Origin of the sequence: Ancylobacter polymorphus (genome assembly GCF_022836935.1) — a bacterium.
In the GTDB taxonomy this organism is placed as follows: Bacteria; Pseudomonadota; Alphaproteobacteria; order Rhizobiales; family Xanthobacteraceae; genus Ancylobacter; species Ancylobacter polymorphus_A.
Window position 1 is genome coordinate 146742 of record NZ_CP083242.1, and the last position, 15047, is coordinate 161788.

Below are 15047 nucleotides of genomic sequence, written 5' to 3' on the forward strand. Positions count from 1 at the left end.
GAAATCAGACCTTGATATGAAACCAGACATTCGGCAAAAGGCCAGACAGCGGCTCGACGAACGGCTGATGCCGCTCAAGCCGACCGATCGCTTTCAGGTGCCGCCCAAGGGCTGGATCAGGGCGATCCGTGAGGCTTTGGGCATGACGGGGGTGCAGTTCGCCCGGCGCCTCCATGTGAAGCCGCAGAGCATCGACGCGTTGGAGAAGTCCGAGGCCAATGGCGTGATCAAGATCGAGACGCTGCGCCGGGCGGCCGAGGCGTTGGATTGCACGCTTGTCTATGCCCTCGTGCCCAACAGCACGCTCGAGGAGGCGGTGCGGGTGCGCGCGCACAAGATCGCCCTGCGCGATCTCGGCCGGGTCGCGCATACCATGAGGCTGGAGGCGCAGGGCACGACAGACGCCGACCTGGAGGCGCGGATCGAGGCCTATGTCCGCGACACGCTGCGCGACCGTGACCTCTGGGAGCAGCCATGACGGACCTGTTCCAAGAGCCCGACGATGCGACGCCTCTGACGCCGGCGGAGCGCGAAGGGCTGCGGCAGGCCTGGATCACCCATCGCCGCGATCTCAACGAAGCCGAGCAGGAGAACATCGTGCAGGGCGCGGACAATGTCTCACCGTAGAAAACTAGAAATGGCACACTCCCCCGGCTTCGAGCATGGGAGTCTGGTATGGGCTGGTGGAGATGAGCGAATGGCAGCTTCGTCGCTCTGAGGTGGTGCATGGGTTTTGCGCGCCAGCGGGCGCTGAACGACCGCCGTCCGGCACCAATCTGTGACATTTGTGCCCCTTCGGCGTATTCTCATAGCCTGCCATCTGTGACACGTTACTGCTATGAAAATCAGGGCATGGCTCTGGAACCTGCTCCCGATCCTAGCGGTCGTGGGGTTGGTTGTAGGAGCGTTCACTGCATCAATGAGCGGCTCCGCCATGGCGGGTTCGGCCGATATGTTTGTAGCCATGTCCGCGATGACGGACGACATGCCGTGCTGCCCGGATAAGGTGCCCGCCTTTCCAGATTGCCAGAAGTCCTGCCCGTTGATGGCGACCTGCATGGCCAAATGCACGTCTGGCACGCCGATGCATTTCGGCCTCGCCTTCGTTTCCCGCGAAGGTAATGTCCTCCGCCCCGGCAGAAACGCAGTGGGCGAAGCGCTCACGATAAAGCCCCCTGCCCGACCTCCGCGAACCTAGGACATCGCCGGCGTTCGCGCGCCGGCTCGTGCCGCCCCAGCAAGCTCGGGCGGCCGAGGGCGCGTGGCCATGGCCACGCAACGCCGGGCCATGCGCACGGCGCTCCGACAATCCTGGGAATTTCAGACAATGACGACCTTCGATCCAAAGCACGCCGCTGCGGCGGCGCTTGCGGCCGCGCTTTCCGTGGCTGCGCTCTCGACGGCCCGCGCCGACATCGCCAATTACGAGTTCCGGCTCGTCCAGACCGACATCAAGCAGGGCAATGGCGCCATTGTCGCGGTGCGGCTCGTCGACAAGCGATCCGGTAAGCCGGTGGCGGACGCGGTGATCTTCACGACCCGTATCGACATGGCGCCCGACGGCATGCCGACCATGACGGCCCCGATCGAGGCGCTGCCCTCGACCGAGCCCGGCGTCTACCGTTTCAAGGCCAATCTGATGATGGCGGGCGGCTGGCAGTTGTCGCTCGGCGCCAAGATCCAGGGTGAGATCGGCACCATCGAGAACAAGCTGGTCCTCAAGGCCGTGCCATGAAACGGATCGCCCTTACGGGCCTCACCCTCGCCGCCGTTGTGGCGGCGGGGACCGGAGGCTATTGGGCCGGTGTTCGGGGACTTCCCGCACCCGGTCTTCGCCAGTTGTTCGATGCCGTAGGCATTCCGGCGGCGGCCGAACCTGCCGGCACAGGGGCTGTGATCTATTATCAGGACCCCGATGGCAGGCCGGTCTATTCGGCGACCGCGCGCCAGACCGAAGACGGTCGAGCGTTTCGCCCCGTCCGCGCCAGCGAGGATGTGAGTTTCGAAGACAAGCCACTAGTGACGGCCGATGCGGCAAGTCCGCGACGCGTCCTTTACTACCGCAATCCAATGGGTCTGCCGGACACCTCGCCGGTGCCGAAGAAAGACTCCATGGGGATGGACTACATCCCGGTCCATGAGGGCGAGGACGACGACGGCGCGGTCGTGGAGGTCTCGCTCGGCAGGCTGCAGCGGACTGGCGTGCGATCGGAGCCCGTCGAGCGGCGTGTCGTCGGACGGCTGGTGCGCGTGCCGGGAACCGTCCAGCTCGACGAGCGGCGCGTCTCCGTGGTGGCAACCCGGAGCGAGGCCTTCATCAACGAGGTGGCGAGCGTCACCACGGGCGACCGGGTGACGAAGGGCCAAATGCTGCTCCGGCTTTATGCGCCGGACATCGCCACCGCCGGCGCCCAACTCCTCACCGATCTCAATGGCGGCGGCCGCGACAACGCGCTCGGAGGCGCCCGCCAGCGCCTGGAGAATCTCGGCCTCCCGCCCGAGGCGATCGCCGAGATCGAGCGCACCCGCAAGGTGCCGCTGTCGATGATCTGGCGGGCGCCGAGCGATGGCGTCGTGCTCGAGCGCAATGTCGTCGACGGCATGAAGGCGGCGCCCGGAGATGTGCTGTTCCGCCTTGCCGACATCTCGACCATCTGGGTGTTGGCGGATGTGCCGGAATTCGATCTCGGCGCCGTCCGGCTCGGTGCGCCGGTGACGATAAGGGTCCGGAGCCTGCCGGGACGCAGCCTCAACGGCCGGGTGTCGCTGATCTATCCGCAGGTCGGCGAAGCCACGCGGGCCGCAAGGGTGCGGATCGAGATCGCGAACCCGGACGGTGCCCTGCTGCCCAACATGTATGCCGAGGTGGAGATCGGCACTGGTGCTGCCGCTCCGGTCGTCGCCGTGCCGGACGACGCCGTCATCGACACCGGCACAAGGCAGGTGGTGATCCTCGACCGGGGCGAAGGCCGGTTCGAGCCGCGCGAGGTGAAGATCGGCCTACGTGGCGAAGGCTTCACCGAGATCCGCAGCGGGATCGCAGAGGGCGACCGCGTCGTCGTCGCGGCGAACTTCCTGATCGACGCCGAGAGCAATCTGAAGGCGGCGCTGCGCGGCCTGACATCTCAGGAGGCACGGCCATGATCGCCCGGCTCATCGGCTGGTCCGCCCGCAATCTTGTGCTGGTCCTCATAGGCACGCTCTTCGCTGTCGCCGCCGGCCTCTATGCGCTGAAGACGCTGCCGCTCGACGCCATCCCCGATCTCTCCGACGTGCAGGTGATCGTCTACACCGATTATCCGGGCCAGGCGCCGCAGGTGGTCGAGGACCAGGTCACCTATCCACTCACAACCTCGATGCTGACGGTGCCGAAATCGAAGGTGGTGCGCGGCTTCTCCTTCTTCGGGGTCTCCTTCGTCTATGTGATCTTCGAGGACGGCACCGACCCCTATTGGGCGCGCTCCCGCGTGCTGGAATATCTCAACGCCGCCGCGCAACGCCTGCCGGCGGGCGTCACCCCGATCCTCGGGTCGGACGCCACCGGCGTCGGCTGGGTCTATCAATATGCCGTGGTCGCCAAGGAGATGACGCTCGCCGAGCTGCGCTCGCTGCAGGATTGGGTGATCCGCTTCGGTGCCTCCACGGCGGAGGGCGTAGCCGAGGTCGCCAGCGTCGGCGGCTTCGTGAAGCAATATTCGATCGTGGTCGATCCGAACCGGCTGCGGGCGCTGGGCATCCCGCTCGATCGGGTGCGCGATGCCGTCAACGCGAGCAACACCGATGTCGGCGGCCGCACGGTCGAACTCTCCGAGTTCGAGTTCATGGTGCGCGGCCGCGGCTATCTTCGTGGCGTCGCCGACATCGAGAATGTGGTGTTGAAGACCGACGGCGGCGTGCCGCTGCGGGTGAAGGACGTCGCTCGCGTCGAGGTCGGGCCGGATGAGCGGCGCGGCATCACCGAACTCAATGGCGAGGGCGAGGTGGCGAGCGGCATCGTGCTACAACGCTTCGGCGCCAATGCACTGACCGTGATCGAGAACGCCAAGGCGCGGCTCGCCGAGATCGCCTCCAGCCTGCCCAAGGGCGCCGAGATCATCCCGGTCTATGACCGTTCCGAGCTGATCGGCCGGGCGATCGAGACGCTGAAGGGCACGCTGGTCGAGGAGAGCATCATCGTCGCTCTGGTCTGCGTCGTGTTCCTGCTGCATCTGCGCAGCGCGCTGGTCGCCATATTGATGCTGCCGGTAGGCATCCTGATGGCGTTCGCGGCGATGAAGGCGATCGGGCTCGGCTCCAACATCATGAGCCTGGGGGGCATCGCCATCGCGGTCGGCGCCATGATCGACGCTGCCATCGTCATGATCGAGAACGCCCACAAGCATATGGAGCGCGCGCCGCCGGACAAGCCGCGCATCGAGATCCTGATCGAGGCGGCAAGCGAGGTCGGGCCGGCGCTGTTCTTCAGCCTGCTGGTCATCACCGTCTCCTTCCTGCCGATCTTCACGCTGGAATCGCAGGAAGGCCGGATGTTCGGTCCGCTCGCCTTCACCAAGACGTTTGCCATGGCGGCATCGGCGCTGCTGTCGGTAACGCTGGTGCCGGCGCTCATGGTGGTCTTCGTGCGCGGGCGGATCATCCCTGAGCACAAGAACCCGATCAACCGCTTCCTGATCTCGGTCTATCGCCCGGTCATAAGCGGCGTGCTGAAGGCAAAGACACTTACCATCCTCGTCGCGCTCGTCGCGCTCGGCGTCACCATCTGGCCGGCCCGCCAGCTTGGTTCCGAGTTCATGCCGAGCTTGGACGAAGGCACGTTGATGTACATGCCGACCACCTTGCCGGGGATCTCCGTCACCAAGGCGGCCGAGCTGCTCCAGGTGCAGGACCGGATCATCAAGAGCTTCCCGGAGGTGGCTTCGGTCTACGGCAAGGCCGGTAGGGCCTTGACCGCGACCGATCCGGCGCCGACCGAGATGTTCGAGACCATCATCAATCTGAAACCAAGGAGCGAATGGCGACCCGGCGTCACCGTCGACAGCCTCAAGGCCGAAATGGACCAGGCGTTGCAATTTCCCGGCGTGTCAAACGCCTGGACGATGCCGATCCGCGCCCGGATCGACATGCTGGCGACCGGCATCCGCACCCCGGTCGGCGTCAAGGTGTTCGGCACCGATCTCGCCCAGATGGAGCAGACCGCACGCGAGATCGAACGGGTGCTGCGATCCGTGCCCGGGACATCGAGCGCCTATGCCGAGCGGGTGTTCGGCGGCTACTATCTCGACATGGTGCCGGATCGCGAGTCGCTGGGTCGCTACGGTCTCGCCATCGGCGACGTCCAAAGCGTGATCGCAAGCGCGCTCGGGGCCGAGACGGTGACGACCACGGTCGAGGGACGCGAGCGCTACGCGGTCACCATCCGCTATCCTCGCGACTTCCGGAGCGACCCGCAATCGATCGCCCACGACGTGCAGGTGCCGTTGCCGGACGGCGGCACGGTGCCGCTCGGCGAGGTCGCCAAGGTGGAACTTACCCGCGGCGCGACCTCGATCCGCACCGAGAACGGCCGGCTCGCGGTCTATGTCTTCGTCGACATCGCCGGCCGGGACCTCGGCGGCTATGTCGCGGAGGCTCACGTGGCGGTGGCGAACGAGGTGAAGCTGCCGCCCGGCACCTACGTCTCGTGGAGCGGCCAGTTCGAATATCTGCAGCGTGCCGAGGCACGGCTGAAGATCGTCGTTCCCGTGACGCTGCTCATCATCTTCCTGCTGCTCTATCTCAACTTCCGGGCGCTCACCGAAACGCTCATCGTCATGTTGTCGCTGCCCTTCGCGCTGGTCGGCGGCATCTGGCTGATGTGGTGGCTCGGCTTCAACATGTCGGTCGCGGTCGCCGTGGGCTTCATTGCGCTCGCCGGCGTCGCCGCCGAGACCGGCGTCGTCATGCTGATCTATCTCGAGCAGGCCATGGCGGAACTGAGAGCGGAACGGGAGGCGGAAGGGCGGTCCTTCGACCGGGCCGACCTCTATCAGGCGATCATGCTCGGCGCCGTCGAGCGGGTGCGGCCGAAAATGATGACCGTCGTCGCTATCATGGCCGGCCTCCTGCCCATCCTGTGGAGCAGTGGCACCGGCTCGGAAGTGATGCAGCGCATAGCCGTGCCGATGATCGGCGGCATGGTTTCCTCAACCTTGCTGACCCTCGTCGTTATTCCCGTGATCTATGCGCTGGTAAAGGGCTGGAGCCTTTCGACAGCTACGTCCGATGGAGGCTCAACCGAGCTGCAAACCGAAGTGCTTGCAGATGTGCCCCAAATAAGCGGAGGCTTCGATGACGCACGAGATGATGAGCGGCATGGCTCACACCGCGCCAGCATTTAGAGATGGCATCAGGCCTCACAAACTTGTGTCGCATTTCCCTGATGGACGTCACGCGCTCGCTCGCGAGCAAATCGAGACCACCTCTGCCTTCTGAAGGCAGAGCTTAATAAATGCCTAAATCTGGCCTTCACACCAATACTCTACAAAAAACATTTCGTGAATTCGGTTGTGAATAATTTCACATCAAGGGCGAGCGCGTTGATGTACTCCATTGTCTGCTCAAAGGAGCAATGGATTCACCCTGCGAGGATAACACTCCGATGTCCAAGTTTATAACCGCATGCACCGTAATCATCATCGCCTCCACCAGCGTGGCATTGGCTGACTATTATCCACCCACACTCTCGGCAGACGCACAGCAGCGTCACGAATTCAGGGATGTCCAGCAGGGGAACTATCCGACAGGCCCTGCGCCGTCCGACTCGTCTGTCAGCCAATGACGGGCTGATCACTGAAGATGGCCGCTTAGATGGCTTGCATTGCAGCGCGCAGAATAGGCTAAAAGGGCGCATCCTTTCGCCTGTGAGCGAACCCGATTTAATCGAATGAAGTTCGCATCGTGCGGGCGCGCGGATCGGGCGAAGCTGCTGGCGCTGAAAAGGGGACCTCCAATGGTCACGCATGCGCGCGTGTCCGAGCCATCGAAATGTTAACGGTGAGAGGCACCGAGGGGCGCGCCACTGGCGCGTCCCTCGGTCGTTCTCAAGCGGCAATCAACCCGCGACGTCCCATCTTTCAGGAGAAGTCCACATTGCTCCAGCGTTCTGACGTTGGCAACACGTCGTACAGAGTGGCTTAAACCAGGGCGTTGCGAAGCGCTTGAAAACTTGAAGGGCTTGCAACCCCTTTCTTCATTCAGCACTTCAATAGAATCAAAGGGGTGGGCCTTTTCAAGTCGATTATTGATGGAAACCGATCCAAATAAATCCAGAATAACTCTAAATCATTATGTTTGCAGTTCTTTTTCCAAAAACCTATCAAGCCACGTGCATCGTGGCGCATAAGCGCATGTCAACTCTCCTCGCTTGTGTAGCAGCCCATGTGTCTAGCAATATGAGGGCACTGACGCTGCCCTCATGTAAGCACCGCACCCCGTCCTTCACCGGGTGCCGACACGGGGTGGGTTCAAGGCCGGCCAGACAGCTACCGGAACTTTTTGGGAAACATGACCGGATCGCGGGCGAGAGCAATCTGATTGCACCAGAAATCGCCGCTTCTTCTGCTTCTGTTGATGACGACGGCCCTCGCCGCGCCTTCTGCGCACATCTCGCCTGCCGATGCACAGACGACGCCGGCTGCGGCCTCCGTTGAGCCAATATCCTACGACACTCCCGCCCAGCCTCTCTCGAGGGTGCTCGTGGCGTTTTTCAATCGACGGGATTCCAACTCTTCTTTGATGCGCCCCTGGTTCGCGGAAAGAACTCGCCGGGCGCTCCCGGCCGGATGACGCGCGAGGAAGCGCTCGCGCGAATTCTTAGCGGCTCGGGATTGAATTATCGTGTCAGCGGCAATGCAATCATCATCTCGGATCCGGCCGCCGCGGCCGGTGGTTCATTCGACTCCGACAGCTCGCTTCTCGTCGACACCATCGACGTTACATCAAGCCAAAATCCTGCCTCGGGCTCTGGCTTCCAGGGCACGCCGGACTGGGCTTACGAGACGCCGCAGCTCGCCGGTCACGGTTCGGCCTAGCGCACTTATGTCGATACGTACGCCTCCGGTGAGGACCGCCTTGTTTGTCCGGGGCGATGGGCTGAAGTCCTAGGGATAATCCTAGGAGTAGCCCTATGACGTCGCGGATTGAGGTGATCACGTCGGTCGAACGCCGCCGTCGGTGGCCGCGCGTGGAGAAGGAGCGGCTGGTGGCCGCCTCTCTTGAGCCAGGTGTGTCGGCGTCGGAGATTGCCCGCGGTGCCGGGATTCATGTGAGCCAGCTGTTTCGGTGGCGCAAGGAGCTGTGTGCCGTGTCGCCGGCGGCAGAGATCGGGTTTCTGCCGGTTGTGACGGAAGGCGCCGCCGTGACGTTGCCCCCTATTTGCCCTCGTTCATAACTGGACTCTGTTCTCGCTCTGGTCCGTTCTGGACCGGGTTGCAAACTCGCTCGGGGTGAGGCCGCCAAGGCTCGTATGCGGCCGGTGGGCGTTGTAGTCCGTTCTCCATTCCTCGATCAGCTGGCGAGCGCTCGATAGATTTCGGAACATGTGCTCGTTCAGGCATTCGTCCCGGAAGCGGCCGTTCAGGCTCTCGACGAAGCCGTTCTGCATGGGCTTGCCGGGTGCGATGTAGTGCCACTCGACCCGGCTGTCTTCCTGCCATTGCAGGATCGCGCGCGAGGTCAGTTCGGTGCCGTTGTCGCTGACCACCATGAGCGGGCGGCCGCGAAGGGCGATGAGTGCATCGAGCTCCCGGACAACACGCTGGCCGGAGAGCGAGGTGTCAACGACGAGCGCCAGGCATTCGCGCGTAAAGTCATCGACGATGACCAGCACGCGGAAGCGCCGGCCATCGACGAGTTGGTCCGCGACAAAGTCGAGGCTCCAGCGCTGGTTCGGTCCCTGTGGCAGGGTCATCGGCGCCCGTGTCCCGAGCGCGCGCTTGCGCCCGCCACGCCGGCGCACCGTCAGCCGCTCCTCCCGATAGAGCCGGAACAGCTTCTTATGGTTCAGCGCAATGCCCTCGCGTCTCAGCAGGATGTGCAGCCGCCGGTAGCCGAACCGCCGCCGCTGGCCCGCAAGGATCTTCAGCCGCTCCCGGATCTCCACATCGTCTGATCGCCGCGAGGCATAGCGATAGGTCTTTGGAGCGAGCCCGATCAGGCCGCAGGCCCGCCGCTGCGAGTAGCTCTTCTCTTCGATCGCCCAGGTCACGAACGCTCTCCGCGATCCGGGCTTCAGAAGTTTTTTCCGAGCGCCTCGCGCAGCGTCGCGACGTCCAGCATCGATTCCGCCAGAAGCTTCTTGAGCTTACGGTTCTCGTCGTCCAACGCTTTCAGGCGACGCGCGTCGGACACCTCCATGCCGCCGTAGCGATTGCGCCAGTTGTAGAAGGTCGCGTCACTGATCCCATGCTTGCGGCAGATATCCACCACCGCAATCCCGGCCTGATGCTCCTTCAGCACGGCAATGATCTGTTCTTCGCTGAACCGGCTCTTCTTCATCTCCGTCTCCTTCCGACGGAGTCCAATTCAAACCGAGGACGCTTCAGGGGGCAACGTCACAGGACACTCACCTGTTCGAGTTCCGCGCGGGCGAGCAGCGCTTTGCCATCCCCGACCCGGAGTGGGACAACCTGCGCGACAGGACTTATTCCCCCAAGATTTTGAGGCTCGGCGCTCTCATCGACCGCGGCGTCACCGAGTTCAGCTACACCTATGACTTCGGCGACGACTGGCGGCACACGATCACGATCGAGGCGACCGCCGCGGCCGATCACGCCACGGATTATCCTCGCTACCTCGATGGCGCGCGCCGCGCCCCACCCGAGGATGTCGGCGGCATCCCGGGCTTCGAGCTCTTCCTCGAAGCCATCGCCGATCCGAACCACGAGGAGCATGACGAGCTCATGCGCTGGTACGGGGCGCCATTCGATCCGGCTCTCATCGACGAGGACGCCATCCGCACCCGCATCGCAAAGCTCGCCCGACGCCGCGCCATCGGAAAAGCTGGGGTCGCCAAAAGCCGTGGCCAGATCAACTGAGCAGACCAGTAAGAATCGTGGCCCTCGCCGGAGGGTACGTCGATACGGCGTCATTCGCGAGATCGACACGGAAAACATGGGCATTCAAGGCGTCGGAGGCGCAGGCGCCCTCGGCGGCGCCGTGGACTTCCGTTCCATCATTGCCGACGACCTCATCGATCCCAAACTTGGGGTCGCGAGATAAACGCTACAATGGGCACCAACGATAGCGCGGAAATGGTGAACTTTTAGAGCTCGATCATCGCCCTATGAATTTTGCCTGAGATATAATTTCTCTTGTCGAAGAGCGATACAAGGCTGCAGAAAATACATATTAGCTAGACGGCGGCGCGCCGGTGGCGCGCCACCATCCCCATCACATGGATTTTTGGATCTTCGTGACAGTCAAACGCCCATTGACTCGGTCCGCCTCAAATTTGACCTTATCGCCGACCTTGACAACCTTTAACAGAGCGGGGTCACCAATCGCAAAGACCATTGTCATCCCATCCATATCGAGATTTTTGATTGGCCCATGCTTGAGCGTGATCTTGCCCTGCGCTTCATCAATCTTTGTCACCTGTCCGTCGACAGGCGCCGCTTGTGCTAGTGCGACAGTGGAGAACGCCGATAGAACTGCCGTAATGACCAATCTACGCATCGTAATTCCCTCTTTGGTTGATCATCTATTTAACGATGATTGTGCCGAACATCCCGGATTCGCGATGGCCAGGAATTAGACAAGAAAAGTCGAACTCGCCGACTTTGGTAAACCTCCAGACAATCTCGCCCGTCTTCTTCGGCGCAAGGCGCTTCGCGTTGGGATCGTCGTGCTCCATGTCGGGGTTCTTTGCCATCTCCACCGCGTGCTTTAGGTTCTCTTCTAGTGTCCCAATGACGATCTCATGGTCCATCTCGCCATTATTGCGCAGAACGAATTTGACCTGTTCTCCCCTGCGAATCTCTAGGCGACTAGGGACAAATTCCATCTTTCCTTCTGTCTCACGCATGGTGACTTGCACGATGCGGCCAGGCTTGCCGGGATCACCTGGCACTCCGTAGGCACGCTCGTCACCGTGGGAATGACCGGCATCCGCTAAAACGGGGCCAGGGAGCGAAAGCGCCAGGAGAGCGGCGAGCCAGATTTTCATCTTCATACAGGAGTCCCTTTCAGTGTTTATCATGAGGAGATTTGCTGCCGGGCTTTACAATGGTGAATTCTGCGGTCTTGCTCTTGTCGAAATCGGGAGAGGGTGCGCGCACCGCATTCTTCGATTCCCCCTTCCACTCGAAGGCAACTGTGCCTTCCGGATGCTTGAACCAGCCCGGGTCCTTGTAGTCGTTGCGCTCAAGACCCTCGCGGACCTTTACGACCGAGAACATGCCGCCCATCTCGATCGGGCCGAACGGACCCCAGCCGGTCATCATTGGCAGCGTGTTGTCGGGGAGCGGCATCTCCATCTCGCCCATATCCGCCATCCCGGCCGTGCCCATAGGCATGTAATCTGGCACGAGCTTGCGAATTCTCTTCGTTACCTCCTTCTTGTCGACGCCGATGAAGTTGCGCAGGTCGTGCCCCATGGCGTTCATGGTGTGGTGTGACTTGTGGCAATGGATTGCCCAGTCGCCAGGGGCATCGGCAACGAAGTCGAAGGCGCGCATTTGGCCGACCGCGCAGTCGATCGTGACTTCGGGCCAGGCTGCAGCTTCTGGGACCCATCCGCCGTCGGTGCACGACACCTTGAAGTCGTAGCCGTGCATGTGGATGGGGTGGTTGGTCATGGTCAGATTGCCGAAGCGGATCCGAACCTTGTCGCCCTTTGCCGCCACGATATGGTCGATCCCGGGAAAAACCCGGCTGTTCCACGTCCACATGTTGAAGTCGGTCATTTCGGCGACTCGAGGGACATAGGAGCCGGGATCGATGTCATAGGCTGCCATCAAGAAGACGAAGTCGCGGTCGACCCGGCGAAAACTCGGATCCTTCGGATGGACAACGAAGAAACCCATCATGCCCATGGCCATCTGGACCATCTCATCGGCGTGTGGGTGGTACATAAAGGTTCCGCTTTTGCGTAGCTGGAACTCGTAGACGAAGGTCTGGCCCGGCTTGATGTGCGGCTGGGTTAGGCCGCCGACCCCGTCCATCCCGCTCGGCAACAGTTGCCCGTGCCAATGCACCGAGGTGTGCTCGGGCAACTTGTTCGTGACGAAGAGGCGAACCTTGTCCCCTTCTACGGCTTCAATCGTGGGACCGGGCGATTGGCCGTTATAGCCCCACAGATGCCCGACCATTCCAGGCGCGAATTCGCGCACGACCGGCTCGGCAACGAGATGGAACTCCTTCCAGTCGCCGTTCATCCGCCACGGCAAGGTCCAGCCATTCAGTGTAACGACAGGCTGGTAATCGGGGCCGCTCGTTGGTACGAGCGGCGGCTGCATTGTCGCCTCCTTCATTGTGGGCGCCTCGGGGATCGAGGCCGCTTGAACGCGACCTGAAATCGCGCCCGCACTGATCAGCGCTGCCGCACCGGAGGCGCCGAGGAAATTGCGACGGGAGACCGTCATGATGTCCACCTTTCTCATGTCAATGCCCGCCGCCTGCGGCCACCATCGCGACCCCAGGTCCCTCGCCCGGCGAGTTCGACGAACCGCCTCCGCCGATGATTGAGGTCTCGAAGTCCACCGCAGCGATGAAGAAGTCCCGCTTGGCCCCGATCGCCGCAACATTGCTTTCAATGCTTTCGTTCATCGTCGTAAGAAGCTCGAAAACATCGATCAACATGCCATTGTATTCGAGCAGAGCCTGCTCGTTTATCGTCCGTCGCAGCGGAAGAATGCTATTCTGATACTGTCGGGCGATGTCATGGCTCGCGCGATAGGTCTGGTAGGCAGCCCGTGCTTCCGAACGAACGTTGATCGCCTTTTCCATGAGCCGGTTGACAGCCTGCATGTAAGTCTCGCGCGAACGCCGGACATTTACTTCGCCGCCATCGAAAATCGGTATCTGGATCTCTAGTTCGAAGCCGCGCGGCGAGGCGCTTTCACGCTCTCCATTCTCCGTCACACGTTCATAGTTGCCGCGCCAGCCCCCATCCAACATCGAGATGAACCGGGTTGCCTCGGTCAGGCCGAGGGTCTTTGCCATTGCATCGAGCTCCAACCGCGCGGCGATGAGGTCCACTCGCTTTCGAACCGCATCAGCCTCCACCTGTTGCACCGTCTGCACACGGGGCATACTCGGCAGTTGTCCGGGCAGCTTGTAACCGACGTCGCCACCCCATAGGCCAAGCATGCGGGTCAACGCCTCGCGGTCGGTGGTAGCATTCATCCGTGCCTGGGCAAGCTCATTGGAGACCTCGGCGTAAAACGCTCCTGCCCGTGCCTGGTCCAGTTTCTTCGCGGCACCCGTCTCGCCAAGCTTGCGGGTGAGGTCCGCGGCGGCGTCGGCGGAGATCCGCGCCTGTTCGAGGAATGATGCGGTCTGCCGGGACGCGACGGCGCGATAATAGGCCCGGCGCGTATCGGCCGCGATGCGGAAGGTGGCCTCGATAGCCTTTTGCCGCGCCGCTTCGAACTGCGTCTTCGCAATCGCGCTGCGAGCCGGGAGTGTGATCAGGGCAAGGATATTAGCAATTACCCGGCGCTCGATTTCAAGCTCTCCGCCCGTCGCCAGGCGCTCGATGCCGATGACTGGGTTCGGCGGCAGGCTGGCTTCGACGAATGATGCCTCGGAAACTCCCAGCTCGTTGTACTCGGCCTGAAGCCCTCGATTGTTGAGGAGCGCCAGCTGAACGGCGGCATCGGCGGTGAGCGGTTTGATCAGGAGTGCCTTCACCCGGCTTTCGACCGCCGCCGCCTCGGCCGTGGAGGCGATCTTGACCGTTTCCATGCCGATCGCAGACGTGACCTGGTTCGACACGGGGCTCATGCCGCCATCACGTGCAAAGGTCGCACAGCCGGCTAGCAGAGCGGCAAGCCCACCCACCATTGTATGGCGCACCAGCTGCCGCCCAACGGGCTTATTTGCTGAACGAGTGTATCTCTTTTCCATCACTCGCCTCTCTTCTTGGGCGCGACCTGTTCGTTGCGCTCGATCCAGGACTTCGGATCGACTGGGCGATAATCAACGGTGCCGCTCATAACTGGCGCATAGCGCGCTACTGGTACCTGCACGCCCGCATCAGACGGATCGGCACCGGCTTCGATGTTGGGCGGGCCAGAGCATGCGGATAGGATGACGGCTAAAGCCATCAAAGAAACGGTCTTCATGGAAATCCTCGGAATCGGTCAAGTCGGCCTGAGCGGATACAGCGCACGGCGTCGAACAGCAGTCCTCCCGGCGCGGGGGGCGCGGCGAAGGGCGTTGACAGATACCCAAGCGTGACATGAAACGGACGAAATCCGTCAGCGGTGCAATGACGCGAAGAGTATCAGCCGACGATCAGATGTCGGTTGTTCTCGGCGGCCGCTCAAAGCGCAACCCTACAGCCTCTTTCATGCCGACGAGCAGAGGTGCGTGGTTCGCGTCATGCGAGATCATATGGACTATGGGGAGGTATTGGCTGGTCAACATCGCTGTATGACAAGCCGCTGCGCAGCACGAACTAGCCTCGCCATTCTTCTGAGAATCGGATCCGCACATTTCCCCGCCAGGGGAATCGCATTTTGCGGATTGTTCGCTTGAACCGTGTTCATGCGCGGCATCGCCCTGCAGACCAACATGCGCGGAGCCAGCAATTCCTACCGCCGCATGATGACCTTTCCCCAGCATGCCGCCGGCCACAACACCCGCGACACTCCAGCCCACGCTCGACATCGAGAACGCGAGCGCAACCAAGAGCACAATCATATGTCGCATGAGTTGAGGCATTGTGAACCACACTTGAGCGACTCGGCGTTGATGTCAAGGCTGCGAAAGAGCCCCGAGGGCTACAAAAATCAATGTGGTGCCAGACTGCTACGGCAAGGAACATGTCATTGTACGCCACTCCG

Annotated in this window: 14 protein-coding genes and 1 pseudogene; 8 read left to right on the forward strand and 7 right to left on the reverse strand. The window is 62.1% G+C overall.

From position 1 onward, the window contains the following. Positions 1–16 precede the first annotated feature (16 nt). The 7 genes and pseudogenes from K9D25_RS24055 (at position 17) to K9D25_RS24085 (ending at position 8428) form a co-directional block, all read left to right on the forward strand. A complete protein-coding gene (locus K9D25_RS24055; protein ID WP_244451346.1) occupies positions 17–478 on the forward strand; it encodes a mobile mystery protein A in 462 nt (153 codons plus the stop codon). After that, positions 475–609, forward strand: a pseudogene (locus tag K9D25_RS24060) (mobile mystery protein B); the annotation flags it as partial. The gene K9D25_RS24055 and the pseudogene K9D25_RS24060, both read left to right, overlap by 4 nt. Positions 610–1327: 718 nt before the next feature. After that, on the forward strand, positions 1328–1735 hold the full coding sequence (locus tag K9D25_RS24065; RefSeq protein WP_244451347.1) for a FixH family protein: 408 nt from the start codon (positions 1328–1330) through the stop codon (positions 1733–1735). Continuing rightward, positions 1732–3144, forward strand: coding sequence for an efflux RND transporter periplasmic adaptor subunit (locus K9D25_RS24070; RefSeq protein WP_244451348.1), 1413 nt, complete (start codon positions 1732–1734; stop codon positions 3142–3144). Before K9D25_RS24065 ends, K9D25_RS24070 begins: the two co-directional genes overlap by 4 nt. Then, positions 3141–6377 (forward strand): efflux RND transporter permease subunit, encoded by a 3237-nt coding sequence (locus K9D25_RS24075; protein WP_244451349.1) that lies wholly within the window; start codon positions 3141–3143, stop codon positions 6375–6377. The genes K9D25_RS24070 and K9D25_RS24075 overlap by 4 nt, the downstream gene beginning before the upstream one ends. Positions 6378–7781: 1404 nt before the next feature. After that, positions 7782–8069 carry an STN domain-containing protein gene (locus K9D25_RS24080; RefSeq protein WP_244451463.1) on the forward strand — a complete coding sequence of 96 codons (288 nt, stop codon included), beginning with the start codon at positions 7782–7784 and terminating at the stop codon, positions 8067–8069. 95 nt (positions 8070–8164) lie between these two features. Then, complete coding sequence (locus K9D25_RS24085) at positions 8165–8428, forward strand: transposase (RefSeq protein WP_244451350.1); 264 nt, start codon at positions 8165–8167, stop codon at positions 8426–8428. Here the strand turns inward: K9D25_RS24085 and K9D25_RS24090 are convergent. Beyond that, a protein-coding gene (locus K9D25_RS24090; RefSeq protein ID WP_244451351.1) for an IS3 family transposase occupies positions 8423–9534 on the reverse strand; the annotation gives its coding sequence in 2 pieces (ribosomal slippage) (positions 8423–9279 and positions 9279–9534; 1113 coding nt in all). The genes K9D25_RS24085 and K9D25_RS24090 overlap by 6 nt on opposite strands. A gap of 107 nt (positions 9535–9641) precedes the next feature. On the opposite strand from K9D25_RS24090, the gene K9D25_RS24095 reads away from it, so the two are divergent. Further along, entirely contained in the window at positions 9642–10073 is a 432-nt protein-coding gene (locus K9D25_RS24095; protein WP_244451464.1) for a plasmid pRiA4b ORF-3 family protein, read from the forward strand. 355 nt (positions 10074–10428) lie between these two features. Here the strand turns inward: K9D25_RS24095 and K9D25_RS24100 are convergent, their stop codons facing one another. The 6 genes from K9D25_RS24100 to K9D25_RS24125 form a co-directional block, all read right to left on the reverse strand. Further along, complete coding sequence (locus K9D25_RS24100; protein WP_244451352.1) at positions 10429–10713, reverse strand: copper-binding protein; 285 nt, start codon at positions 10711–10713, stop codon at positions 10429–10431. A gap of 25 nt (positions 10714–10738) precedes the next feature. After that, a complete protein-coding gene (locus tag K9D25_RS24105) occupies positions 10739–11209 on the reverse strand; it encodes a cupredoxin domain-containing protein (RefSeq protein ID WP_244451353.1) in 471 nt (156 codons plus the stop codon). Between the two features lie 13 nt (positions 11210–11222). Continuing rightward, positions 11223–12620 (reverse strand): multicopper oxidase family protein, encoded by a 1398-nt coding sequence (locus tag K9D25_RS24110; RefSeq protein ID WP_244451354.1) that lies wholly within the window; start codon positions 12618–12620, stop codon positions 11223–11225. 19 nt (positions 12621–12639) lie between these two features. Then, on the reverse strand, positions 12640–13983 hold the full coding sequence (locus K9D25_RS24115; protein WP_244451355.1) for a TolC family protein: 1344 nt from the start codon (positions 13981–13983) through the stop codon (positions 12640–12642). 122 nt (positions 13984–14105) lie between these two features. Further along, on the reverse strand, positions 14106–14324 hold the full coding sequence (locus K9D25_RS24120; RefSeq protein WP_244451356.1) for a hypothetical protein: 219 nt from the start codon (positions 14322–14324) through the stop codon (positions 14106–14108). A 172-nt stretch (positions 14325–14496) separates the two neighbouring features. Next, the gene (locus tag K9D25_RS24125; protein WP_244451357.1) at positions 14497–14892 is read right to left on the reverse strand and encodes a hypothetical protein; all 396 of its coding nucleotides are present in this window, start codon (positions 14890–14892) and stop codon (positions 14497–14499) included. Between the last annotated feature and the right edge of the window lie 155 nt (positions 14893–15047).